This is a genomic window from Bartonella sp. TT29SHDZB (assembly GCF_042193395.1).
Lineage (GTDB): Bacteria > Pseudomonadota > Alphaproteobacteria > Rhizobiales > Rhizobiaceae > Bartonella.
Genome location: NZ_JBHILQ010000003.1, coordinates 141,115 through 167,348, shown reverse-complemented (window position 1 = coordinate 167,348; position 26,234 = coordinate 141,115). Strand labels below are relative to the sequence as shown.

19 protein-coding genes and 1 tRNA gene are annotated in these 26,234 nt (G+C 36.7%); 10 read left to right on the top strand and 10 right to left on the bottom strand.

Going from position 1 to position 26,234, the window contains the following annotated elements:
• Positions 1-57: 57 nt before the first annotated feature.
• Genes ACFIJJ_RS03065 through glyA form a run of 4 tightly spaced genes read right to left on the bottom strand, consistent with a single transcriptional unit; the run spans position 58 to position 3,586 of the window.
• Complete coding sequence (locus tag ACFIJJ_RS03065) at positions 58-675, bottom strand: riboflavin synthase (protein ID WP_375622442.1); 618 nt, start codon at positions 673-675, stop codon at positions 58-60.
• Complete coding sequence (ribD, locus tag ACFIJJ_RS03060) at positions 657-1,784, bottom strand: bifunctional diaminohydroxyphosphoribosylaminopyrimidine deaminase/5-amino-6-(5-phosphoribosylamino)uracil reductase RibD (protein WP_273791384.1); 1,128 nt, start codon at positions 1,782-1,784, stop codon at positions 657-659. Before ribD ends, ACFIJJ_RS03065 begins: the two co-directional genes overlap by 19 nt.
• A complete protein-coding gene (gene nrdR / locus ACFIJJ_RS03055; RefSeq protein ID WP_375611570.1) occupies positions 1,777-2,259 on the bottom strand; it encodes a transcriptional regulator NrdR in 483 nt (160 codons plus the stop codon). The genes ribD and nrdR overlap by 8 nt, the downstream gene beginning before the upstream one ends.
• 13 nt (positions 2,260-2,272) lie before the next feature.
• On the bottom strand, positions 2,273-3,586 hold the full coding sequence (gene glyA / locus ACFIJJ_RS03050) for a serine hydroxymethyltransferase (RefSeq protein WP_375622439.1): 1,314 nt from the start codon (positions 3,584-3,586) through the stop codon (positions 2,273-2,275).
• Between the two features lie 323 nt (positions 3,587-3,909).
• Between glyA and argC the strand changes: the two genes are divergently transcribed.
• Positions 3,910-4,842: an N-acetyl-gamma-glutamyl-phosphate reductase gene (gene argC / locus ACFIJJ_RS03045; RefSeq protein WP_375622437.1), complete on the top strand. Its 933-nt coding sequence runs from the start codon at positions 3,910-3,912 to the stop codon at positions 4,840-4,842.
• A gap of 21 nt (positions 4,843-4,863) precedes the next feature.
• Here the strand turns inward: argC and ACFIJJ_RS03040 are convergent, their stop codons facing one another.
• The 4 genes from ACFIJJ_RS03040 to hfq all read right to left on the bottom strand — a co-directional run bounded on the left by ACFIJJ_RS03040 (position 4,864) and on the right by hfq (position 9,696).
• Positions 4,864-5,940 carry a COX15/CtaA family protein gene (locus ACFIJJ_RS03040; protein WP_375622435.1) on the bottom strand — a complete coding sequence of 359 codons (1,077 nt, stop codon included), beginning with the start codon at positions 5,938-5,940 and terminating at the stop codon, positions 4,864-4,866.
• 147 nt (positions 5,941-6,087) lie between these two features.
• Complete coding sequence (locus tag ACFIJJ_RS03035; RefSeq protein WP_375622434.1) at positions 6,088-7,914, bottom strand: hypothetical protein; 1,827 nt, start codon at positions 7,912-7,914, stop codon at positions 6,088-6,090.
• 144 nt (positions 7,915-8,058) lie between these two features.
• The gene (gene hflX / locus ACFIJJ_RS03030) at positions 8,059-9,402 is read right to left on the bottom strand and encodes a GTPase HflX (RefSeq protein ID WP_375622433.1); all 1,344 of its coding nucleotides are present in this window, start codon (positions 9,400-9,402) and stop codon (positions 8,059-8,061) included.
• A gap of 54 nt (positions 9,403-9,456) precedes the next feature.
• Positions 9,457-9,696, bottom strand: a complete 240-nt coding sequence (gene hfq / locus ACFIJJ_RS03025) for an RNA chaperone Hfq (protein ID WP_005773461.1) — start codon at positions 9,694-9,696, stop codon at positions 9,457-9,459.
• A 671-nt stretch (positions 9,697-10,367) separates the two neighbouring features.
• On the opposite strand from hfq, the gene ACFIJJ_RS03020 reads away from it, so the two are divergent.
• The 8 genes from ACFIJJ_RS03020 (at position 10,368) to mazG (ending at position 24,199) form a co-directional block, all read left to right on the top strand.
• On the top strand, positions 10,368-14,924 hold the full coding sequence (locus ACFIJJ_RS03020; RefSeq protein ID WP_375645863.1) for a hypothetical protein: 4,557 nt from the start codon (positions 10,368-10,370) through the stop codon (positions 14,922-14,924).
• A gap of 1,126 nt (positions 14,925-16,050) precedes the next feature.
• Positions 16,051-18,369 (top strand): NADP-dependent malic enzyme, encoded by a 2,319-nt coding sequence (locus tag ACFIJJ_RS03015; RefSeq protein ID WP_375622431.1) that lies wholly within the window; start codon positions 16,051-16,053, stop codon positions 18,367-18,369.
• 188 nt (positions 18,370-18,557) lie between these two features.
• A complete protein-coding gene (locus ACFIJJ_RS03010) occupies positions 18,558-18,842 on the top strand; it encodes an acyl carrier protein (RefSeq protein WP_375613069.1) in 285 nt (94 codons plus the stop codon).
• 11 nt (positions 18,843-18,853) lie between these two features.
• Entirely contained in the window at positions 18,854-20,029 is a 1,176-nt protein-coding gene (locus ACFIJJ_RS03005) for a beta-ketoacyl-ACP synthase (protein WP_375622430.1), read from the top strand.
• Between the two features lie 15 nt (positions 20,030-20,044).
• Positions 20,045-21,319 (top strand): beta-ketoacyl-ACP synthase, encoded by a 1,275-nt coding sequence (locus tag ACFIJJ_RS03000; protein WP_375645862.1) that lies wholly within the window; start codon positions 20,045-20,047, stop codon positions 21,317-21,319.
• 57 nt (positions 21,320-21,376) lie between these two features.
• Positions 21,377-22,405 carry a zinc-binding dehydrogenase gene (locus ACFIJJ_RS02995; protein ID WP_375645861.1) on the top strand — a complete coding sequence of 343 codons (1,029 nt, stop codon included), beginning with the start codon at positions 21,377-21,379 and terminating at the stop codon, positions 22,403-22,405.
• A gap of 6 nt (positions 22,406-22,411) precedes the next feature.
• Positions 22,412-23,341, top strand: coding sequence for a lipid A biosynthesis lauroyl acyltransferase (locus ACFIJJ_RS02990; protein WP_375645872.1), 930 nt, complete (start codon positions 22,412-22,414; stop codon positions 23,339-23,341).
• Positions 23,342-23,374: 33 nt separating this feature from the next.
• Positions 23,375-24,199, top strand: a complete 825-nt coding sequence (mazG, locus tag ACFIJJ_RS02985) for a nucleoside triphosphate pyrophosphohydrolase (protein WP_375645859.1) — start codon at positions 23,375-23,377, stop codon at positions 24,197-24,199.
• 60 nt (positions 24,200-24,259) lie between these two features.
• Here the strand turns inward: mazG and ACFIJJ_RS02980 are convergent, their stop codons facing one another.
• The gene (locus ACFIJJ_RS02980) at positions 24,260-24,625 is read right to left on the bottom strand and encodes an iron-sulfur cluster assembly accessory protein (protein WP_375645858.1); all 366 of its coding nucleotides are present in this window, start codon (positions 24,623-24,625) and stop codon (positions 24,260-24,262) included.
• Between the two features lie 614 nt (positions 24,626-25,239).
• Between ACFIJJ_RS02980 and ACFIJJ_RS02975 the strand changes: the two genes are divergently transcribed.
• Positions 25,240-25,316: transfer RNA gene (locus ACFIJJ_RS02975), tRNA-Pro, on the top strand.
• Positions 25,317-25,569: 253 nt separating this feature from the next.
• Here the strand turns inward: ACFIJJ_RS02975 and ACFIJJ_RS02970 are convergent.
• Entirely contained in the window at positions 25,570-26,037 is a 468-nt protein-coding gene (locus tag ACFIJJ_RS02970; RefSeq protein WP_375622426.1) for an Hsp20 family protein, read from the bottom strand.
• Positions 26,038-26,234: the final 197 nt, after the last annotated feature.

Genomic DNA, 26,234 nt, shown 5'->3' with positions numbered 1-26,234 from the left:
CAAAAAAATTAAGGTTATAAAGCATAAAATTCTGAAAACGATCAATAGAGTGTTGGTTTATTCATCTTCTCTTTTTAAAGCAAAAAATTTTGCAGCATAACGAGCAAGTTGATCAATTTCCAAATTGACCCGATCTCCAATTTTAGCTTGTCCCCACGTTGTCATTTCGAGTGTATGGCGAATAATAAGAACATCAAAAACGCAATCCTCAACACCATTAACAGTTAAAGATGTCCCATTAAGTGCAATAGATCCCTTATTAACAATGAAAGGCATAAATTGTCTTGAAACTTTTAAATAAAAACGAATTGCATCCCCTTCATTTTTTTGATCAATGATTTCAGCCAAACCATCAATATGACCAGAAACCAAATGTCCTCCCATTTCATCACCCAATCGAAGCGAACGTTCCAAATTAACAAAAGTTCCTTTTATCCATTGTGCAAGATTCGTTAAACGTAATGTTTCTTCCCACGCTTCGACAACAAACCAATTAGAATCTTCTTGTTTTAATCCTCGTTCTACAATTGTCAGACAAATTCCTGAACAAGCAATTGATGCGCCAATTGCTAAGCTTTCTATAGCATAGCGGGTAGAAATCTTTAAACGCATCCCCTGCTTTAAAGGTTGAACATCTTCAACACAACCAATATCCGTTATAATTCCTGTGAACATAATGTCTTACGTCTCCACTTATAAAAACGGTCATTTCCAAACATTCTTGTCTCAATCTCATGAAACTGCGAGAGATAATTTCCAAAATGAGGGGCTTCAATACGATTTTTGCCTAAAACAATGGGAGTATGAAAACATATCAAATGATCAACACAACCAGCATTCAAAAATTTTTCCCCTGTCTTGACACCCCCTTCCAATAAAACACTATTAATCCCATGTTTATAAAGCATCTGTAAAAGAGCAAAGGGTTCTACACAACCATTGTTCATCTCGACCGAATAAACAGACACACCATATTGCTCCAATGCATTTTTTTTGCTTTTCTTTGAAAGATCCACATCACAAATAACCCATGTAGGAATTTTTATGGCTGTTTGGACAACTTTTGCATCAAGGGGGATAGATAAATCTGCATCCAAAATAATACGAATTGGTGAACGCATCTCCATCCCTGGCAAACGGCAATTGAGTTGTGGATCATCTGCTAATATAGTACCAATACCAACAAGGATAGCATTATTTTGAGCACGTAGAATATGCGTATGGGCATGAGAAAGTGTTCCACTAATTTTTACGCTGCCCTTCTCTCTTTTTCCAACACCATTATCGGCAGAAATTGCCATTTTAAAAGTGACCGCACAGCGTTGTATCTTCCTTATGCACCAATGCGTCCATAAGGATTCAAAAGCCTCTTCAGCTAAAATGCCTTCAACCACTTCAATACCCGCCGCTCGCAAAAGAGCAATACCATGACCATCAACACGCTTGTCACAATCAGTCAGCGCAACAACAACTCGAGAAACACCTGAATCAATAAGTGCATTCACACACGGCGAAGTTTTTCCATAATGCGCACAAGGTTCTAAAGTAACATAAGCAGTCGCTCCTTGAGCCAGAGAACCTGCCATGTGTAAAGCTTGCACTTCTGCATGAGGACTCCCATGAATAGCTGTTACGCCATAGCCAACAATAAAAGCCCCCGCACCATTATCGTTTTGCACAATTAACGTACCAACAGAAGGATTCCCACCTGTAAGACCGACATGACGTTCTGCTAAACGAATAGCTGCAGCCATAAACCGTTCATCTTGCACTTTTTTATTCATCAAAACGAGATTCTGTATCCGCGATACCCTTTGACAATTCATCTATAACATCGTGAAAATCGCTTGCATTACGAAAATCTCGATACACAGAAGCAAAACGAATATAAGCAATATCATCAATTCTTTTCAATGCTTCCATCACAAGATGCCCAATTTTTTCTGAAGAAATCTCTGGTTCTCCCAAACTTTCAAGCTGGCGTACAATGCCAGAAATTGCTCGTTCAATATGATCAGGATCAATATTGCGCTTACGTACAGCCACATCAACTGATCGCATTAACTTATCACGATCGAAGGGTTCACATCGTCCACTTTTTTTAGCAACCAAGAGCTCACGCAACTGAACACGTTCAAAAGTTGTAAAGCGACCACCACAAACGGAACACACACGGCGGCGGCGAATCACTGCCCCCTCTTCTGCTGGACGCGAGTCTTTAACCTGTGTATCCTCATATTGGCAGTAAGGACAGCGCATCTCTTTTGCATCCTTAACAAGTGCTAAGATAAGAGTAAAGAGGAAATTGATTCGTTATATCTTCCACCTTTTTCTTAACAGCTATTTCAACAGCATGATTATCTTCATCACTTTTTGCATCCCGAAGACCATCAAGAACTTCTGAAATCAAATGACCAACTTGAATAAATTCTTTTTCTGAAAAACCACGCGTTGTGGCAGCAGGTGACCCCAAACGAATTCCCGATGTTATAGATGGTGTTTCAGGATCAAAAGGGATAGCATTTTTATTGCAGGTAATATGAGCGCGTCCTAAAGCCAATTCGGCGCGATTTCCTGTTAAATTTTTGGAACGTAAATCAATCAACAATAAATGATTATCTGTACCGCCAGAAACAATATCAAAACCATTACTCTGTAATGTTTTTGCTAAAGTTTTCGCATTAGCAACAACATTCGCACTGTAACTCTTGAAAGAGGGACGCAAAGCCTCCTCAAATGCAACAGCCTTTGCGGCAATCACATGCATTAAAGGCCCCCCTTGAAGACCAGGAAAAATAGCAGAATTAATTTTTTTGGATAAAGCCTCATCATTTGTCAATATCAAACCACCCCGAGGACCTCGAAGCGATTTATGTGTTGTTGTCGTTACAATATGCGCATGTGGAACAGGTGAAGGATGCACGCCGCCAGCAACAAGACCAGCAATATGGGACATATCAACGAGTAGATGAGCACCGATTTCATCTGCAATTTCACGGAATCTTTCCCAATCCCATAGCCGTGGATAAGATGATCCCCCTGCTATAATAAGTTTTGGCTTACGTTCTTTTGCAAGCTGCTCAACTTCATCCATATCAATAATCTGATCTTCTTTACGGACACCATAGGAAACAACATTAAACCATTTTCCTGACATATTAACAGATGAACCATGCGTAAGGTGACCACCAGCATTTAAATCTAATCCCATAAATATATCACCAGGCTGAAGTAAAGCTAAAAAGACAGCTTGATTCATTTGGCTACCAGAATTAGGCTGTACATTCGCAAACGCAGCACCGAAAAGCTGTTTTGCCCTTTCAATAGCTAAATCTTCAACGACATCAACAAATTGACACCCACCATAGTAGCGCTTTCTTGGATAACCTTCTGCATATTTATTGGTTAACACAGACCCCTGCGCTTCAAGAACCGCTCTTGAAACAATATTCTCTGAAGCAATCAGCTCAATTTCACGTTGTTGACGCTCAAACTCCCCTCTAATTGCGTCAAAAATTGCACCATCAACAGTTTGTAAATTATCATTAAAAAAGCGCTTTTGTGCGTCATTTTCTTGCTGAGTCATAAAACACATTCCTAACATAAAAAAATAAAGTCACTGAACGATAACACAGCAAACCATGCAAACCAAACATTTTAAACTACTTCCACTCAAAAATAATGAGGAAAATATTTATCTTATTCTTTGTTATAAAAACAGCGAAAAACTTTCCTCTCAAGAATGGTAAAAAATAAGATTACATTTCTTCTTTTACACTCTTAATTTATTTACACCTTTTTCAAAAAAAATCTATAATCTAAAGAAATTCAATAATTTAATGATTAAAAATAATTTATATTTTGAAAAGCTGAATATAGTAGGAAAAGTTAATACGAAGGCAAATAAGAATGCTAACCAAAGTTTTTATTGATGGTGAACACGGCACAACCGGACTACAAATACAAAAACGCTTAGAAAGGCGTACAGATTTAAAACTACTCTCTCTTTCTCATAAAGATCGCCATAATGTTCATCTGCGACAAGACTATCTTAATCAAGCTGATATTGCTATTTTGTGTCTTCCAGATGATGCTGCTCGCGAAACAGTTCATTGGCTTAAAAAAAATAAAAACATTAGGATTATTGATAGCTCGACAGCCCACCGTGTTGCACCAGACTGGGTTTACGGATTTCCTGAAATGACAGCAGGACAAAGAAAGCGCATCCAAACGGCACATTATGTAACCAATCCCGGATGCTATCCTACCGGTGCCATTAGTTTGATTCGCCCACTCCGTGAAGCAGGACTGCTAGACGCCTATTATCCCATCTCGATTAATGCAATCTCCGGCTATACCGGAGGTGGAAAACAGTTGATTTTACAAATGGAAAATCAATCTCAAAAAAATATTCAGGAAAATTATTTTATCTATGGTCTTAATCTTGAACACAAACATGTGCCAGAAATCAAGATCTATGGACAAATCAATCAAACCCCAGTTTTTATACCAAGTGTGGGTCGTTTCCCTCAGGGAATGATTGTGAATCTTCCTCTGCATCGCCATTTATTCACAAAATCAGCAAACTGTTCTGATTTGCGCGAAATTCTCGCAAACCATTACGATGGACAAAATACCATTTTAGTTGCATCACAAGAAGAAACTGCTTCACTTCAAAGACTTAATCCAGAATGTTTAGCCAATAAAGATGGTATGAAACTGTTCGTATTTGGAAATGATCGTGAAGGCATTTTTAATCTCAGCGCCATATTCGATAATTTAGGAAAAGGCGCATCAGCTGCTGCTGTCCAAAACCTTGATTTAATGCTTTCAAGCAACTAAACTCCACCTAGATACAAGCTTTTATTCAACAGCACAATATGCCCCTTTTGTTGCTCGCCAATGCGCAACAACAAAACACAACACGACTAATGCCATACTTTGATGAATGAGCCCCAAACTTATCGGAACCTCATGTAATAGTGTCAAAATACCTAAAAGTGCTTGGATAATAATCATAACACAGATAAGAAATGCACGACGAGAGTGGGTTGAACGGGGAACATTTTTTTGTACATAGAAAGCATGAATAGCCGAGGCAAACAATAAAAAATAAGCAAAAAATCTATGAATAAACTGAACCGTTAAGGGATTTTCGAATAAATTGAGCCAAACAGGACGATGCTGTAACAATCCATCAGGAATAATCTGACCATCCATAAGGGGCCATGTATTATAGACTTTTCCAGCATGAAGCCCTGCAACCAAAGCACCCCAATAAATCTCTATCAAGACGAGAATAACGAGCCATGCCGCAAAATATTGCACCTTTTTATTTGCTGGTTTTTCTGAATATTCTGCAAGCCCTCGAGATAAATAAGTAACAAAAATAATCACAAAACATGCCGTTATAAGATGAAATGCCAAACGATATTGGCTCACACTTGTTAAATTACTTTGTCCAATCCCTGAAGCAACCATCCACCAACCAATAAAGCCTTGAAAGGCGATAAGAATAGGCACAACAATAATCGGGAGTAAGATATTTTTTTCAACACGTTTAGTTGCCCAAAACCAAATGAGCCCCAATAAAGCGACAAGACCAACAAGACGCCCAAGAACACGATGCGCCCACTCCCACCAAAAAATGACCTTAAAAGCACTTAAAGTCATATCAGGATTAAGCAGCTTATACTGTGCTATCTGTTGATATTTTAAAAATTCCTCTTGCCATTGATCCACACCAATCGGTGGAATAACGCCATGTATTGGCTTCCATTCCGTTATCGATAATCCTGATCCCGTCAAACGAGTAGCGCCCCCCACTAAGACAATTGCTAAACAAAGCAATAAAATAGAGTAAAGCCACACCTGTATTTGTTTTCTATTTTTCTTTTGCACAGGTGTTAAAATGCTATTGTTTAATTCCTTTACTGCCATCTCTGATTGCCCCACGCTTCTCTCCAACTAAAATGCATTTTAAAATTTAAACATTAACTCTGTTATCTATTTTAGTATGTACTACAACTTTAGCAAAAAACAAGCGTACCACTATAACATGTGATACATATTTCTTTTTTACGAAGCTTATGATGCAACAACGCGATAAACAGTCTTTGGAAAGCATCTTACCATCCGCATCATCCAATCCTGTTCATTAAGAACAGTATTACAAATATAATAATCTGTTAGCTCTGCAAATTGCTCAAATCCATATTTGGGTTCACTTGCCATCTCTAGGATGATAAAATCATATTCTTTTTTAAATTCTTGTAATATATGAGAAATATCATTTGAAAAATCTTGTGCAGAAACAGCGCTTGTTAACCCCTGGGGGAGAATATCAACCCCCGTATCATAATCACGGTAAATAACATCATGCAACTGGGCATTGCCCGTTAAAACATCACTCAGCCCACGATGTGGACCAATGACTTTCTCTATTTGTTGACCAGAAATATCGACTAACAAAATTGTTTTGTTCTCTTTTGTGAGATGAAGTGAAAGTTTTGCCGCTGTCCGTGCTGCCTCTGGTCCAATGATTGAAATAATGGTTGAAGCACGCCATTTCAAAACATCAGATAATCCCTCTATTGTAATAAAAGCTTCAAGACCTTTTGTTTCTTGAGAAACTGAAATACTCTCAGTTTCCTTAAGAGCATTTTCTTTTGATCTCAACCCCTCTTCTGAGAGTTGGTCTTTTTTGCTTCTAAAGCACGGATAAAATAACAATATTCCTAGCAAAAGAGTAAGGAAGCTGGCCAATGCACTCACAAGAATATTTTTTCCATAAAGAGCCATAAAAGAAATTGGTGCTAACGTTGTTGGCATAACCACGTGGATATTTGTATTTTGTAAGAGAAGAGGATCATCACTCAATCTCGGATATGAATCAACAATTTTTTCTCTTCGTTGAGCAGACTTGCTCATCGCTTCATTTTGGGCATCAACTGCTGCTTTTATTTTATTTTCAAACTCGTTAAATATTTCATTCAAAGATTGGGATTGATCTTTTACAAAAAAACTCACCCTTTTTTGAAGCTGTTTTTCTAATTCCGTTGCAATAACCTCATCTGAATGAACTTGATAAACAATCTGTAAAATTTTATTTTTTAATTGATGAGAAACCGCCTCTAATTCCGCAGTCATTGCCTTAATTTGAGGATGAGTCCACCCCAATTGCGCCGCCATATGTGCTCTTTGCGTTTCCAAAAGATCACGTTTAGATTCAAGAGAAACAATTGCTGAATTGCCTGCAATAAACGATAAAGACAATAAAGACTGCCCACTTTCACGCATCATGTTAATCATTGAATTCAAACTTGTTAAATGAATACGCTTTAAAGTTGCTTGCGTTAATTGCATCGAAAGATCATGAAGCTCTGTTTGTTTTACACCACGCTGAATAAAAGAATCAACAGATGCACGAAATCCCTGTACAATATTAACGATCGCAGTATCATCATATTGTTGGTCTTCTGATTTATCACTTAATAAGGATTGTTTCTGTTTTATGATTGCTTGTGAAAATGCGGAAAACCAAGTTTCCAACCCATGTTGAGCTGCTTCAAGTGTCTCAGCTTCAAAAGTAAGATTGATAAGATCACCATGACGCGATAAACGAATATTTTCCCGATTTTTTTTCTTATAGGAAGCGCTTAAAGAAAAATGCGAATCATTTGAGAATATAGGCTGTGAAAACAAAAAGCCGATAACATTGTCTTGCTTTTCAGTTGGTAATGGCTTTCCTACAGAATCAGATAATGAAAATGTTAAAGTTGCTTGGTAACCACGGGGCTGGACAAAATAATACAACCAAATCAAAGATACACACAGGATTTGTAATAGCAAAACAATCAAAATGTTTCGCCATACTGTACATACGAACAGTCTTTTATTACATGTAAGACTCATCTTTATTTTAACCAGCAAAATACTTCTTCATATTGTTTTATTAAGAGAAAGTAGTAACTATCCTCTTAACTTGCTGTCATATTATTTTGAGATAATAAAAATATAAAATTTAAGCACAAATGTTCAACAATAGCTTTAAAGAACTTAATCCATATTTTTTTTGAGGCTCTCTAGTTGTTTTTTTGCTTCAGAAGTAACAACCGCTCTAATGGTAATAGACCCATCATCATGCCCTTCTTGCACTATTTCCGCAGAGTTTTCATAAAACCAATCAATAAGCGACATTTCATGAGGTTGTAAAAGATATTCAATGCTTTGCACATCTCCAAAAATTCGCTTTTCAATGGCTCTTAATAATTGATCGAGTCCATCCCCCTTAAGTGCTGATACCATGAGAGCAGGATTTAATCGTGTTTTTGCGCTTGCTTGTAAAACATTCAATGCTTGCTCATCCAACATATCAATCTTATTCCAGACTTCTATGATATGCTCCGTATCATCAATATCGATATCAAGACTTGAAAGCACTTCTAAAACATCTTGGGCATGTGCACGATGATCAAGATCTGACATATCTCTTACATGAAGAATGAGATCCGCTTCAACCACTTCTTCAAGGGTTGCTCTAAAAGCTGCAATCAAATTCGTTGGCAAGTTAGAAATAAACCCTACAGTATCAGACAAAAGAATAGTTTTTCCATGGGGAAGCACAACTTTGCGCAAAGTCGGATCAAGCGTTGCAAATAACATATTCTTTGCTAAAACATCTGCACCGCTTAAACGGTTAAAGAGTGTCGATTTTCCTGTATTCGTATATCCCACCAGTGCCACAACAGGATAAGATGTTTTTTTTCTTTTTGCTCTATGAAGAGCACGTGTTTTAATAACCGTTTCCAATTCGCGGCGAATACGAACAATTTTTCCTTGCAAAAGGCGCCTGTCTGCTTCAATTTGAGTTTCACCAGGTCCACCTAGGAAGCCACGCCCTCCCCGTTGCCTTTCCAAGTGCGTCCAACTACGCACAAGCCGCCCTTTTTGATAGGATAAATGCGCCAATTCTACTTGCAAAACCCCTTCTTTTGTTCGTGCACGATCACCAAAAATTTCAAGAATCAAAGCCGTTCTATCGATAACTTTGCAATTCCATAACTTTTCTAAATTACGCTGCTGTACTGGCGTTAAAAAGTGATCTACAATTGCAAGCTCAATAGAATATTCATCTATATAACAGGTTAACGCATCTATTTTACCTTTTCCAAAGAAAGTCGCAGAGCGAGGCGTTGCAATATTAATCGTTTCATAATTAACAACTTCTAACCTTATAGCACGCGCTAACCCCAATGATTCTTTAACACGAGAAGATATAGAACACTCTCTCAAAGAGCTTTCACTTCTATTTTCTTGAAAAATTGGTATCAAAACAAGTGCACGCACTTGTCCTGTATTCTGCGAAAACACCCCTCCTAATCTCTCATTTTCATTTATCATAGCAATCTAAGTACTTTTAAAATGGGATAAGAGGTCTATCTTTAAATGATATGTTTACTCAGGACTTTCACCCTCAAACATCTGTACAGGTTGTCCAGGCATAATCGTAGAAATAGCATGCTTATAAACCAATTGCGCGTGTCCATCTCGGCGCAAAAGAACACAAAAATTATCAAATGAAGTTACAATTCCCGTGAGTTTAACGCCATTGACAAGAAAAATTGTAAGGGAAATTTTTTGCTTACGCACCGTATTTAAAAACACATCTTGCAGGTGTTGTGATCGCTCTGCCATTATTCTTACACCTTTATCTAGATTGCATAAAATATTTGTGCATGCATATCGACTGAAAAATATCCAATTGTCAACGTAGAAGCTTCAAAATTCAGCAACAAACAACTGAAATTAGAGAAAAAACGGCTCTTTAAGGCAATAATAAAGTACAACTTACGAAAAGCTATATTAAATTAAAAATTTTTCCACGTTTACTTTTTTATGAGCTTACAATTAAAAAGCAAAAATTTATACTAAGCTATTACAGGCTATATCTGTGATGATAAATCTCCTTTGTTTCGAATCAATAAAAGTAAGCAAACAACAGCATTTATTAACAATCATCGATATTTAAAAAGAGGCATTCGCACCTCACTGTTTTTTTAACATTATATATGCCATATATACGCCATTAAATCATCTTATCTTAAAAATAATAGATTTATAAAGCTTTTTATAAACACAAGTTGTAAACAGTATTTTTGTTTTTATTAGAGTCAAATAATAAATTGTTTTTGTTACATTTTATAGCACTTTTAAACAGGGTATAAGAAACTGCGTTAACTTTATCTTGATAAGTTTTCAAAATTTTTCCCTAAGCATATTCCTTTCTAAATAATTAACAGCTAGTATGTAGAAATTATGTGGAAGAGGACGTATCCCTTTTCCGTCTGTAAGAGTACGAGGCGAGTATGGCACGCAGAACAAAATTGCAAACATTTGAAGTTGAAGTTGAAGAAGCCCTCACAAAAGCTATGGACTTTGATTTCGATAACACAGGATTTGAAACAATATCATCCAATAATTCTGAAAATGTTGTTAATGTCGATGATCTGATTCAAAAAATTGCAATGGCAGAACAAGAATTTTTTGCTGAAAACGGTACGTCAACTTTTGTTTCTAATATTCATGATGAAGCTGTTATTGATAAATCCGTTGTTGAACAGCTTTTTTCTCCAAAACCTTCACCTGATATTTCAGGTGGAACTGTTCATAATACATTGTTGTCTACAAAACTTCTTCCTGCAAATGATGATATAACAACCCCTGTAAATTTTGGACCATTAAAGCAGCGTTCTTCCTCTCGAGTCTACTGGTATACAACAGCGCTTAGTGCTTTATGGGCAACTGGAGGAGCTTTTATTGCGCATAAGCTTGCACCTACCGGACTCAGCTCCTTATCCAATATCAGCACTTTTGTTACATCCCCAACAGGCCTTGCTGTAGCAGCTGGAACAGCAATTCCTATCCTTATATCTTGGGGCGTTGCTCAATTAACAAAACGCTCAAACGACTTGCATAATATTGCTCTTCTTATGACCAATGCTGCACAGCGCCTTAGTGAACCACAACATCTATCTGAAAAACAAGCTATTGCTATAGGGCAAACCATTCGTGAAGAAGTAGCAGCAATGAACGAAGGTATTGAACGTACCCTCGGACGTGCTGTTGAACTTGAAGCGATCATACAAGGTGAAGTTCACAATTTAGAACAAGCCTATGCTGAGAATGAATCACGTATCCATACATTAATCAAAGAATTGAGTAATGAACGCATCGCCATTTTGAATCACGCAGATCGCGTACAATCAACAATTAAAGGAACCCAAGAACAACTGAGTGATGAATTTGGTTTGGTTACCTCTAACATTGTAACCAACGTTGAAAAACTTGCACAAACCCTTTCTCAAACTTTACAAAAACAAGGTGAAGACCTTGTTGAAAAACTTTCCTACGCCAGTGATGGCGTAACAAATCAGCTTGTTGAAAAATTTAACAAAACAACAACACAAATTCAGCAGAAAAACACAGAATTCTTTCATGAATTAGGAAAAAACTTCGATGGTTTTGCAAAACGATTTGATCATAATGAAAAACAAATAGAAAAAACCTTTAATGAAACAGCTGAAAAAGCGGAAGTACATGTTGCTAAAATTGCAACACATATACAAGCAGTAACAGATCAAACTTTGCACGCTGTCGATGAAAAGTTTAAAGCCTTGGATAAAGCTCTTATTGATCGTAATAATCAATCTCTACAGAATTTTGATGAGAAGATCTTAAAGCTCGACGACCAAGCACATAAACTCTCTTCTAAATTTGATAACGTAACCTCGCAAGCAATTGGAGCCTTTGAACAACGTTTAGCAACTGTTGATCTTTCTCTTAAAGAACATAGTGATTCCATTATTGATTCCTTTATAGAACGCAGTCAGGCTTTAGAGGATAATGCTGAAAAACTTGGTAACTTCTTGGAATCTCATGTCTTGAAAATAAATGAAAACCTCCAAGAAAAAACAGCAGACATTACCCATGCATTTACAAATGGACGTGAAGCTATTCTTTCTGCAATTGATAAAAGTAAAGAAAGTCTGAGAGAAGAAATTCAATATGTCGACAATGCCATTGTTGATATCATACAAGAACGTTCACAAGATTTTAAAGTACAACTTTCTGATCAACGAGCTCTTATGGCAGACATGCTCGATAACGAGAAGAATAAAATTGCAGATACATTAAGAAATCAAATTGATGTTTTGTCCCAAAATACTTCTCATATTGAAAAAGTTTTGGCTGATAATGTTCAAGTTGTTGATAAACAAGCTGAAAATCATATTACAAACATCATTCAATGCACTGAAAAGCTACAAGACGTCATTGTACAAAGCTGTAATACAACCCAAGATGCTTTAGAAGCACAAGCGAGAAATATTGATATCCGTGCCGATGCTCTGCGCGATTCTTTAGCGATTAATAGTTTTTCTCTCAATGAAGTTCTTGCCGATCAAGCACGCACACTTGAGCAACGCATGGAAACAATCCATAACCTCATTGCAAAAAGTGATATACGTGTTGATGTTGCATTGAAACAACAAATAGATTTAGTTGAGAGTGCAATTGTTGCCAATAATAAAAACATTACTGAAACGGTTCAAGATCATATCAAAAACCTTGAAAGCCATGCCGAAATTTTAAAGAATACCCTCTCTCAATCGAGTGGAGTTTTCTTTGAAACCCTTGAAACACGTATGGAATCATTCGATACAGATCTAGAAGATCGTGCACACAAAATTTTTGAACGGACAACAACGCTAGAGGAAACATTATCTGAAAAGTTTAGCCAAATCTGTGAAGCCATTGATATGCAAACATCTGTTATTGAGGAACGTTCTGACACGTTAAAAACGTCTCTCATGCTTAATAATGAGCAAAGTCAGGTAATTCAACAAGCGCTGGAAAGCAGTGTTGACAATATGCGTGTAACTTTAGAAGACTCTGTTAATACAGTTACAGATAACCTGCATAATAAGATTATAAAAGCTTCTGATATTCTTTCTTCTACGAGTGAACAAATTCTTTCATCTGTTACAAATGTTACTGCCCAAGCAGAAAATATTCTCTCAGAATCAGGCAATCGCATTGTATCAAATGTCAAAAAAACTGTTTATGATACCAGTGAAAAAGTTCTGTCCGTTCTGTCTGAACAAACAGCGCATACTGTCGAAGCTTTCGCAACAGCCAGTCATAATGCACAAGCATTATTGAATGAAACTATTCACACATCAACAACAGCAATAGAACAAGTTCTTAATGAACGCTGTGATGTTCTTCATCACTCTATGCAAAATCTTAAAAATAATTTAGGACATCAGCTTTCTGATGTAACGAGCCGTCTGGAAGATGCTGGAAATCAAACAGCGACACAAGTTTCAGAACATGTTGGAAAAATAACAGAGCTGACAAATTACTTAAATCAAGCAGCGCAAAATACGACAGAATCTATTGATTCTTTAACACAGCATATCGGTGAACAACTCTCTCTCTCTACACAAAATGCTGAACAAAGAATTTATGCACATAATGAATCTTTAGTGAATAGCTTGACCAAAGCTAACTCCGAAACACTTCAAACAGTAACAGCGATGAAGGAAGAGCTTGTTAATAATGTCTCATCCATCTTAAAACAGTTGAATCAATCAATTTACAATTTTCACGAAAATAGTAATGTTTTATTATCAGCTGTTCAAAATATTGATGGTCAGTTTAGTGAAACGACGAATAATTTTTTCCGTAATACAAACCAAGTAGCAGAGCGTTTAACAGCCTCAAATCAAGCACTCAACAATAATGTTGAAATTCTGCAAGGACTCTCAGAGAATACCTTTGAACAAATTAATCATATAACAAGCAGTTTTGGTGAACATGCAAAAACACTCACCCAAACTATTCACGTTCTTGAACAGTCTGAAAATTCACTTAGTGCAACACTTGAAGAAAAACATAATACGCTTTCTGTATTAAGTGATGCACTTGTTTCAAAGTCTCATGAAATTAATCAAATGATTGAGCATTATGAAAAAATCTTCAACTTAGCACTTGAACGCTCTGATAAGAATGCGCGTAACTCCACAAATTCATTCCAACAATCACTTAATGGACTTGTTAGTGAAGCATCAATGCGTTTTTCAGAAGCAGCAGAAAATATACGTCGCTCCGCTGATGAAGTTCGTTTAGAGCTCTCAAAGATTAATAATGATATCAATGAAAATGTAAAAAAACTTCCAGAAAAAACAAAAGAAACAACGCAAACAATTCGCACAGCTTTGAATGAACAGATTACAGCGTTACAAGATTTAGTCAGTGTTATACAAAATGATCAAAAGGATTTGCAAAAACAGCTGATATCGGCATTTCCTACATCATCAATGTTTAATCAAAGAAGTGATAGTTCCCCTGAAACCATTAAAAAGATCGTACCACCTAAACCTGTTTTGCAACAAGATCAAAGCAAAAAAAGACCAAATAAATGGGTATCGAATCTCTTAGAAAGAGCTTCACGTGAAGAAACATTTTATGACGCCCCTAGTGATGCTGTTTTAACGTCTGTGCAAACAAAACCACGTCCTGCAAACACCTCTCTTAACTCATTAGCATCTGGTATAGTGCAAGCGATTAATCATAATGCCATTGTTGAGCTATGGGATCATTATCAACGTGGACAAAAAAACATTGTAACAGAACGTCTTTACACCTTGAATGGAAAAACAATATTTGAAATGATTAAGAGAAAATATATGAGCGATTTTGAGTTTAAACGTTCAGTGAATCAATATGTTACAGATTTCGAAAAGCTCTTACGTGATATATCGCGCAGTTCTAGTTCTTCCAGCTCAGTGCGCAAATACCTGATATCAGATACCGGAAAAGTTTATACCATGCTTGCTCATGCAAGTGGCCGTATTCAATAAACAAATAAGAAAAGTGGAAAAAAATATTTTTTCCACTTTCTCTCTCCAGTTGTTTTAATGGCTCATCATAGAGTACTTTGCTTTCAACTGTAGCTTTCAAAGGCTGGGATAATTGGCATGCGATTTTCTTTGATATCCTAGACGATAATCCTAAAGAAGCATAATAACTTATCAAACAGCATAGCATTCTAAGAATAATAAAACATATTTCCTACTTCTTTATTCTTCTCTTAATCTTTTTTTTCATAGTTTCATAAAAACATAAAGCTCTAACAATATTATTTTATTTGCTACCTCTCAATGTTTTTTCATGCGTTTTTATGAAAACAATTCATAAGAAACATTTTTATTCCTTTCTTAAAGATTTTTTACTCACATATTGCTCTTCCTTGAAATATGTAAGTCAATATTTTTGTTATATTAGGTGAATTTGAAATGAATGGATTTTATTGTATTCAAATTTCCCATCCAATATACAAGATGATTCATTATAAATTATAAAGAAAAGCGTTATATGGAATATATGATTCATGTATAGAATGCGCAATTACAGCTATTTCAGCGACATCTTCGTTGCTTAAAACATATACTTATCAGTATATAAAAAATAAAGCTTTCACTATTAGAAATTCTATTGAACAATAAACAACACAATTTCTCTTCTTAACGTTTCAACTACCTTTAAAATATTTGAATAAAAAATTTATAACTTTTAAATTGTTGTTTAAAACTTCTTTTACCTACGTATAGAATTTTAAATAAAATATATATTTTATAAAAAATGGATGAAATTAATAGGAAAAGCTCTTCTGTGTTTTCCTTATTTTGTAAGCATTGCAAAAAAAATAATGACTTGGTAATGTAAGCATTAAGAAATATTTCATTTTTTTGTAAACTAATTAATTTTTACGTGTTTTATTAAGGAAAGAAAAACAAACGTGCTGCTATCAACAAAATTATTTACGCGCACAAACAAAAAGAAGCATCAAATTGGTTTTACGATCCAGGAGAATTTACTCATGCCCATGCATTTTGATATGCAGAGAAATGAGGATCTATAGTAGACAAAACCTTATCGTAGATGGAACGCTCAGTATAAACATACACTAACTTGGATATCATAAAAATGTCTAGAGAACGAAATAGTAATTTCAGTTCACAAAAAGCTGAACTTGACAGTGCCGCACTTTTTTATCACCAGTACCCTAAACCTGGAAAATTGGAAATACAAGCAACAAAACCTCTTGATAACCAACGTGATTTAGCTCTTGCTTATTCTCCAGGTGTTGCTGCACCATGTCTTGCAATTCATGAAGATCCTAATCTTGCTGCTCAATATACCTCCCGTTCTAATTTAGTCGCTGTTATATCCAATGGAACTGCTGTTCTTGGTTTAGGAAATATTGGCCCACTTGCTTCAAAGCCAGTTATGGAAGGTAAAGCCGTTTTATTCAAAAAATTTGCGAATATTGATGTCTTTGATATTGAAATTGATGCATCCGATATAGAACAAATGGTACAAACGGTATCGACTTTAGAACCTACATTTGGTGGTATCAATCTTGAAGACATCAAGGCTCCTGAATGTTTTGAAATCGAAGAAAAACTGCGCGCTAAGATGAATATTCCAGTTTTTCATGATGACCAACATGGAACTGCTATTATTGTTTCTGCGGCTGTATTAAATGCCTTAAATCTTTCAGGAAAAAAAATTGAAAATGCAAAAATAATTACCTCAGGTGCAGGCGCTGCGGCCCTAGCTTGTATTAATCTTTTGGTCCGTCTTGGGGCAAAAGTTGAAAATATTTGGCTTAGTGACTTAGAAGGTGTTGTTTATGAAGGTCGCAAGACCCTTATGGATCGTTGGAAAGACAATTACGCCCAAAAAACAGACGCACGAACTTTATCTGATATTATTGATAATACAGATATTTTTCTGGGCTTATCTGCGGGTGGTGTGTTAAAGCCTGAATATCTTAAAAGAATGGCTCAAAATCCACTCATTTTAGCGCTGGCTAATCCAGTACCAGAAATTATGCCCGAAGAAGCACGCTCCGTGCGGCCAGATGCAATGATCTGTACAGGGCGCTCTGATTATCCCAATCAAGTTAATAATGTACTGTGTTTTCCCTATATCTTCCGTGGTGCATTAGACGTAGGTGCTACTGCAATTAATGAAGAAATGAAAATGGCTGCTGTTCATGCGATTGCTGCCCTTGCACGTGAAGAAACTTCAGATGTTGTGGCACGCGCATACTCAAAAGAACCCCCGAGTTTTGGTCCAGACTATTTGATCCCCTCTCCTTTTGATCCGCGTTTAATACTGCGTATTGCTCCTGCTGTTGCTAAAGCAGCAATGGCAACGGGTGTCGCCGTTCGTCCCATTGAAGATATGGAAGCCTATTATGATATCCTCAATCGATTTGTCTTTCTTTCTGGTTTAACAATGAAACCTGTTTTTGCTGCAGCAAAAACAGCAAAACGTAAACGCGTCATTTATGCGAATGGTGAAGATGAACGCGTCCTTCGTGCAGCACAAATTGTCATTGAAGAACAAACGGCAACACCTCTCCTTATCGGTCGTCCACATGTCGTAGAAGCAAGATTAAAACGCTTTGGTTTGAGAATTCGTCCTGGTATAGATTTTGAATTAACAAACCCTGAAGATGATCCACGTTTTCGTGATTATGTTAATTTATTTTTTCATTATACAGGAAGACGTGGTGTTACGCCTGAAATGGCAAAAACAGTAGTAAGAACATCAACAACGGCCATTGCTGCCCTCGCCGTCATGCGTGAAGAAGCAGACGCGATGATTTGCGGCTTAGAAGGACGCTTTGAACGCCAACTTGAATTGATTGAACAAATTATCGGTCTTGATCCTCATGTTCACCGTTTTTCTGCTATGAGTTTGCTTATCTCTCAACAACGCACTCTTTTCCTCACAGATACTTACGTCAATGAAAATCCTTCTGCAGAAGAAATCGCTGAAATGACTGTGTTGGCAGCTCAAGAAGTTGAAGCATTTGGAATAACACCAAAAGCAGCCTTATTATCACACTCAAACTTTGGTTCTAAAAACACAGAAAGTGCGCGTAAAATGCGACGTGCAACAGAAATTCTTGCCAAATTACACCCTGATTTAGAAGCAGATGGTGAAATGCATGCTGATGCTGCCCTTTCCAAAGTTTTTCGTGATCGTGTTTTCCCTGATTCTCGTCTTAAAAGTGAAGCTAATTTACTTGTCTTTCCAACACTTGATTCAGCCAATATCACGCTCAACACTGTTAAAAGCCTTACAAATGCACTCCATGTTGGTCCTATTCTAATCGGGGCAGCACGTCCCGCCCATATCTTAACGCCTTCAGTAACTTCACGGGGAGTTGTTAATATAACAGCCCTTGCTGTCCTTGCTGCCAATAGAAAAAATAGTCTCGTAAAATAAATGCGCAATAAAATTTCAAAGTTTTTTAAATATTGAGATATAGTATTTCATGTACTGTAAACCTCTTTTCTCTATAGAAAAGACAGTTATATTCTGGATTAAGGCTTTTTTTTAAAGAGAAAAAAGGCTAGAAGAACAGTATTAAATGTATTTTGAATTTACTAACTCTATAATAAGGAATCCGTGTATTGTCTGCTACGTTTGATAAAGTTGCTGATATTATTGCAGAAATCAGTGAAATTGATCGCAATATAATTACACCTGAAAGTCATACAATTGACGATTTGGGAATTGATAGTCTTGATTTTCTTGATATTGTTTTCGCTATTGATAAAGCTTTCGGAATAAAAGTTCCACTAGAACAATGGACGCAAGAAGTCAACGAAGGTACAGTTGCAACGGAAGAATACTTTGTTCTTAAAAACCTTTGTGCAAAAATTGATGATCTCGTTGCCTTAAAACAGGCGGAGTAATTTTTTTCATCATGCATGATCAATCTGTATTCATCACTGGTATAGGACTCATAAGCTCTCTGGGAGAAGGAACTGATCAACATTGGAATCTCTTAAATGATCCAGCCCGTCAACCAAACCTAGACTATACAACTTTTTCGCCCTACACAGTTCATAAATTGCCCGAAGTTGATTGGAGTTTACAAATTCCTAAAAAAAGTGATCAACGGCAAATGGGAACATGGCAACGTCTTGGTACTTATGCGGCTGGTCTTGCTCTTGATGACGCCGGTATGAAAAATAATGAGCAATTCACTTCAACAATGGATATGATCGTAGCAGCAAGTGGAGGAGAGCGTGATATTACTGTTGATACACAAATCCTTTCTAAAGCGCGCGCAGTCGTCGATCATGCCTCTATGTTAAATGTTGCTCTTGCAACCGAACTTCGTCCAACATTATTTTTGGCACAACTTTCAAACCTTCTGGCAGGAAACATTTCAATTGTTCATAAAGTCACTGGATCATCTCGCACATTTATGGGAGAAGAAGGTAGTGGACTTTCTGCACTTCAAGTTGCTGTAGCCCGTATTAAATCGGGACAAAGTACCCATGCTCTTGTAGGAAGTTCCTATAATGCACAAAGTTATGATATGTTGTTAGCACATGAGCTTGGTGGTCTTTTAACTCATAATGGGTGGAGCCCAGTGTGGGATCGTAAAGTTCACCCTGGCGGCGGTATTATAACCGGTTCTGGTGGTATTTTCTTCGTTCTTGAAAGTGGAGAACATGCGAAAAAACGTAACGCACGTGCTTATGCTGAAATTAGTCAAATTGTTACAGACCAAATAGATAGAACCAAAACTTCACTTAGAGAATCAATTGCAACAATGTTAAAAACTGTGGGCACTAAATCTGCCTTAGCCATTTCAGCAGCCTCTGGTGCTCATGAAGCAACAAAAGCAGAACAAAATGCTCTTGATGATGCTAATCTATCTTATCGCGGTATTACAACGTTATTTGGCTATATGCGGGAAGCACAATTTCCTCTAGCACTTGCTCTTGCAGCACTTGCAATTGAAAAAAAACACTGTTTTCCAGCGTTAAGTCCTCATGAAAAACCTTTTCTTAAAGAAGTACATGAAATATTTGTGACAACTATTGGTATAAAAAGAGCTGAAGGTATCGTACGTCTTACAGCTGTTTGAAGGGGAATTTCTATAGTGAAATATTATGATCATTTTGGACGTCCACTTGTAGCAATAACGGGGGCAGGTATTGTCACATCACTAGGACAAGGGAAACATGAGAATTGGCAAAAATTAACAAACGGTGTAAGCGGTATCCACAAAATAACACGTTTTCCCGTTGAGGGATTAAATACATATATTGCTGGAACAATTGATTTCCTCAAAGAAAGTACGCTTGGTGCTTCAGCTCTCTCTGAAAAGCTTGCGCATCTTTCTGCTGAAGAAGCTTTAAAACAAGCTGCTATTGATAAAACAAATTTTAATGGACCACTCTTTCTAGCTGCTCCTCCTGTTGAACTTGAATGGAAAGCACGTTTTAGTCTTGATCAAGAGGAAGAATTCAATAATGAACCTTCTTATGCACATCTTCTTAAAGTCTGTAAGCATAAACTCCATGAAATGCTTTTTGAAACCACACAATTTGGTGCAATTGCAGAAAAACTTCAAAAAACATTCGGTACAAAAGGACTTCCTGTTACACTTTCCACTGCCTGTGCATCTGGTGCAACAGCAATTCAATTAGGTGTTGAGTCTATTCGACGGGGAGAGACAAATCGTGCTCTCATAATTGCGACAGATGGGTCAGTTTCAGCAGAATCTCTTATTCGTTTTTCGCTACTATCTGCTCTTTCAACTCAGAATGAGCCTCCAGAAAAAGCAGCAAAACCCTTTAGCCGTGATCGAGATGGTTTTGTTATGGCAGAAGGCTCAGGCGCTCTTGTTCTTGAATCTCTTCAAAGCGCATTAAACCGTAACGCTACAGTTTTAGGAATTTTAGCTGGCTGTGGAGAAACAGCCGATGATTTTCACCGTACACGTTCAAAACCTGATGCATCACCAGCAATTGAATCCGTTCGTAAAGCCTTAGACGATGCACAAATAACCATCAATGAAATTGACTATATTAATGCACATGGAACCTCAACACCTGAAAATGAGAAAATGGAATATCTTGCGTTATCAACAGTCTTCGGTGATCAGTTAGAGCATATTCCAGTCTCTTCTAATAAATCAATGATTGGGCATACATTAACTGCTGCTGGTGCAATAGAAGCCGTTTTTTCGCTTTTAACCATTCAATCGGGGATACTTCCACCGACAATAAATTACGATAATCCTGACCCTGCTATCCCTTTAGATGTTGTTCCTCATCATAGCCGTAAAGCCTGTGTTAATGCGGTTTTGTCAAACTCTTTTGGATTTGGTGGTCAAAATACGAGTCTTGTTATCACAGCATATAAAGGATAATCCTTTAATAATAAAATTTTATAACGCTAACCAATAATATATTTAAGGGGGATAATAATGCGTGCACTGCAACTCTTCGATGAACGTCGGCTTGAAATCACCAATATTCCCTCGCCATCTCCACCGAGCCTAGGTGAAGTAACGGTACGGATAAAAGCTGTTGCCCTTAATCACATTGATGTATGGGGATGGCGTGGCATGGCCTTTGCGAAAAGAAAAATGCCACTCATCATTGGTGCTGAAGCCTCTGGTGAGGTTATACAAATAGGAGATGGCGTTGAACATCTCCAACTTGGACAAATTGTCTCAATTTATGGTGCACAAACCTGCGGAATATGCCAAGCTTGTCATGAAGGACGGGATAATCTTTGCAGTCATGTAAAGGGAGTCTACGGTTTTCACCTTGATGGATTTGCGTGTGAGCTTGTCAATTTGCCAGCACGTTTATTAGTTCCAGCCCCTCTCCAATGTGATGAATTGCAAGCAGCTGTTGCTCCAATTACTTTTGGTACCGTAGAACATATGCTTTTCGATAACGCAAAACTACAAGCAGGAGAAACAATCCTGATACAGGCTGGTGGTTCAGGTATTGGCTCTGCAGCCATTCAACTTGCAAAACACATGGGATGTACAGTTATCACCACTGTAGGTTCAGATGAAAAAATTGCAAAAGCACACGCTCTTGGAGCAGATCATGTGATTAATTATCGTAAAGATCGTTTTGAAGGTGTAGTGCGTAAATTAACCCAAAAAAAAGGTGTTGACGTTGTTTTTGAGCATGTTGGTGTCGATACATGGAACGGTTCTCTGTTATGTATGAAAAAAGGAGCACGCTTAGTGACTTGCGGTTCTACCTCTGGTGTTTCAGCACCAATAAATCTCATGCAATTATTCCAGCAACAGCTTAAGATATTCGGTTCATTTGGCTGCCGTATGGAAAATATGAAAAATGCCATGCAAAAAATGGCACAAAAAGCCGTGCACCCTGTCATTGATACAATTGTTGGGCTGGATGAAATTGATACAGCTTTAAAACGAATGGAGAGTCGTGATGTTTTTGGTAAAATTATCCTTAAAATCGATTAAATCATGATGAAGCTTTCTCTTAAAAATCTCATATATCGTATTAAAATTATAGCTAAAAAAATATCCTACTTGTTATGGGCATATCTGCTCTTTGGTTCTTTATTTATTCTAAAATGTTTTCCAGCCAAAATGGGAATTTCTTTTTTTGCTTGGTTAGCAAAAAAAATTGGTCCCCTTGTACATCGTCATCAAATCACACTTGCAAACCTTAGGAGTGCATATCCAGAAAAAACAGAGCAAGAACTCCATGTGATTGCAATAGAAATGTGGGAAAATATAGGACGTTTCCTAGCCGAATATATTTTTCTTGATAAAATTTTTGATTTTGATCCTCATGCAGACGAGCCAGGTTTCATTGAGGTTAAAGGCATTGAAATATTTGAGCGATTAAAAAATGAAAAAAAACCACATATTTTTTTCACCGCACATACTGGAAATTTTGAACTTCTGCCTATTTGCGCACAAAGTTTTGATCTTAATGTTACAGTATTATTTAGACCACCTAATAATCCCTATGTTGCCAAACGAATCCTTAAAGCACGACAAACTTCTATGGGACATCTTGTTCCCTCCAAGGCCGGTGCAGCATGGGCATTAGCAGCCAAATTAGAAGAAGGTGAAAATGTTGGTATGCTCGTTGATCAAAAATTTCGCCGCGGTGTCATGGGGACGTTTTTTAACAGACCTCTTAAAACAAACCCCTTAATTATAAAACTTGCTCGACAATATAACTGTGATATTTATCCAGCACGTTGTATTCGTTTGCCTAGTGGACGTCATCGTTTAGAGTTATATGAACATGTAGAACTTCCACGTGATGAAAAAAATGATATCGATATAGCTGCTTCTACGCAAAAATTAAATGATATTGTTGAATCTTGGGTCCGTGAATATCCTGGACAATGGATGTGGTTACATAGACGTTGGGACATCTAACATAAGCTCTATTGCTTACAAAGGAAGTGCAAAATGTTAGCCTCAAAAGATATCAAAGATCTCACTGCAATTATCACTGCATTACGAAACTCTGATAATGGTTGTATCTGGCATAAAAAACAAACTTTTGAATCCCTCATACCCTATATGCTCGAAGAAGTTTACGAAGTCATCGATGCCATTGAACGAAAAAATCGAAAGGATCTCTGTGAAGAACTTGGGGATCTTCTTTTACAAGTTGTCTATCATGCTACCATAGCACAAGAAGAAGGCAGCTTTACTTTTGAAGATGTTGTTTATGCAATCACGGAAAAAATGATTCGACGCCATCCTCATGTTTTTGGAAATGCTGAGCAAAAAAAACGAGGATTTATAAAAGAAGAGTGGGAATATATAAAAAAAAGAGAACAGGTTGAACAAAAAAGAATGTGTGAAGAAAAAAACAACAATTCCTCCACAAGCATACTCGCAAAAGTAAAACCAATCCAGCCAGCAAACCAAGAAGCGCTTGCTTTACAAGAAGCAGCGGCAAAAGTGGGGTTTGATTGGCAAGAGAGTGATAAAGTTTTTGCAAAAATAGAAGAAGAACTCGAAGAGCTCAAAGAAGCCATCAAAAATAAGAAAATTTCAGAAATAGAAGCAGAGTTTGGAGACCTCTACTTTATTCTCCTCAATTTGGCACGCCACTTAGCGATTGATTCACAAAAAGCATTAAAAAAAACAAATACAAAATTCCGAAATCGTTTTGCCTATATTGAAGAAAAGCTATCCACTCAATCTAAAACACTCATTGATGCATCTTTGAAGGAAATGGAAGCACTTTGGAAGCAAGCTAAAAATGAACAATCAAAATATTAAGTTTCTTGTACCAAGAAAACAAATCTCCTAAAATTACTCAATTACAAGTTCACTATAAGCTTAATTTGTTTTGCATTGATCTTGTCTAGCAGGGCGAAGTTCTACCGATTCCCCACACCCACATGCTGAAACTTGATTAGGATTTTTAAAGACAAAACCAGAACGAAGCGTTGTCTCTTCATAATCCATCTGTGTTCCTAATAAAAACAATACCGCATCATGTGCTACAAAAACACGGGCACCATTCACTTCAACAACGTCCGCATCTATCCCCTTTTCTTTGACAAGAGTAATTGTATACTCCATCCCTGCACAACCACCTTTTTTGATACCAACAAGAATACCCTGTGCATCTTTTGCATCCATAATCGCTTTAACACGATCCACTGCTGCTTGCGTCAAATTTATTACCGAAAAACGGCTCATCCTTTACTCTTTTCTTAGTTCAATAGACACTTTGAAAGTTTTTCCTCTATAATATTTTATCTGATCTTTTAGAAAAAAAACAAAACATAAATTAAAGCATTGTGACCTTGTTTGTTTGGATAAAAATACATACCCGTAAAATGAGACTTGTGATTATACAATCCAAAACTTACAATTTTTTATCCACATAAAATGCAAAATACCTCATCTATAAAAACTCTAAAAAAACGAAAACTTTTCAAAACCATACATTCACTTCTCTTCCTTTGAAAGTCTTTATCTTTTTAGATAAAGTAACGATTAGGTAAGGAAAAAATATACCTCCCACATTCATTTTCTCCCCTCCTTTTCCAATGCATACCCCTAAAGTCACTAATCTTATCCCCTTATAATCTGCAAAAGTAATTAAATGCATACATCTATTAACTATAGAACTAAAAATTTAATGATCACAAAGAATTTTATAGATTCGTTACTTATCTTGAATTAACAACAAAATATTGATGTCCAAATTTTTTTCAAAAGCTCTAAGTGCAAGAGCATTTTAGATTTTATTCTGTTTATTTTTTCTCTTGCCTTTAAAGAAACAGTCATTTAATCGTTTTACATGAACTCGGAGCGTAGCGCAGCTTGGTAGCGCACTTGACTGGGGGTCAAGGGGTCGTGGGTTCAAATCCCGCCGCTCCGACCATTTTTAAAAAGCTATAAAATAAGCTTACTTAAAAAGTGAATTATTATGTATTTCAATTGCACACACATGAACTTTTTCTTCAACAAAGAATAATGTGCAATGATATTTTATCATAAATTCGAGATAAGCTGTTTTATTTAAATGCGCTTCGTTCTTAGGAAAACACATACGAAACGCGAGACCTTTTGTCTCGCGTTATTTCATTCTTTAGAAAAATGTATAATTATTCGATCTCATATTTTCTAAATTTTCTTTATGCGATACTGTTGCTATTATCATTTTTTGTAATGGATGGTGACATCTGTACGGTTATCTTTTTAGGTTTTAATTCAGCTGGCATCTCCCTTTTAAGCTGAATATGAAGAAGCCCATCTCCAAGTTCTGCTCCAATAACTTTAACATGATCAGCCAAATGAAAACGCCGTTCAAAAGCACGCGAAGCAATACCTCGATAAAGAAATTCTCGTTCTTCATTATCATTTTCAGGCTTTCTGTCTCCTTTAACGATCAACTGGTTACAATGCGTTTCAATATCAATTTCATCTTGAGAAAAACCAGCAACAGCCATAGAAATTCTATAAGAATCTTCAGTTAAACGCTCGATATTATAAGGCGGATAAGAAGAAACTTCGTCTGGTTGTGTTCTAGAATCAAACCAGTTAAAAAGATGATCAAAACCTACTGTGGAACGATAAAATGGTGAAAAATCTACTTGACGCATAATATTGCCCTCCTCTAGAGCGACTATAATTTATAATTGATTCACAAAGTTCCCAAATGGCAAACTTACTTGTGAACCAGTGGTCCCTTCACGGCAACCACACTATATTATCTGGTAATTGTTTTTCCTCATTTCAACTCTTTTGTACCTGAATTGATAAAAACTATCTAAAAAGTACCATACCCCTTTCTTAATCC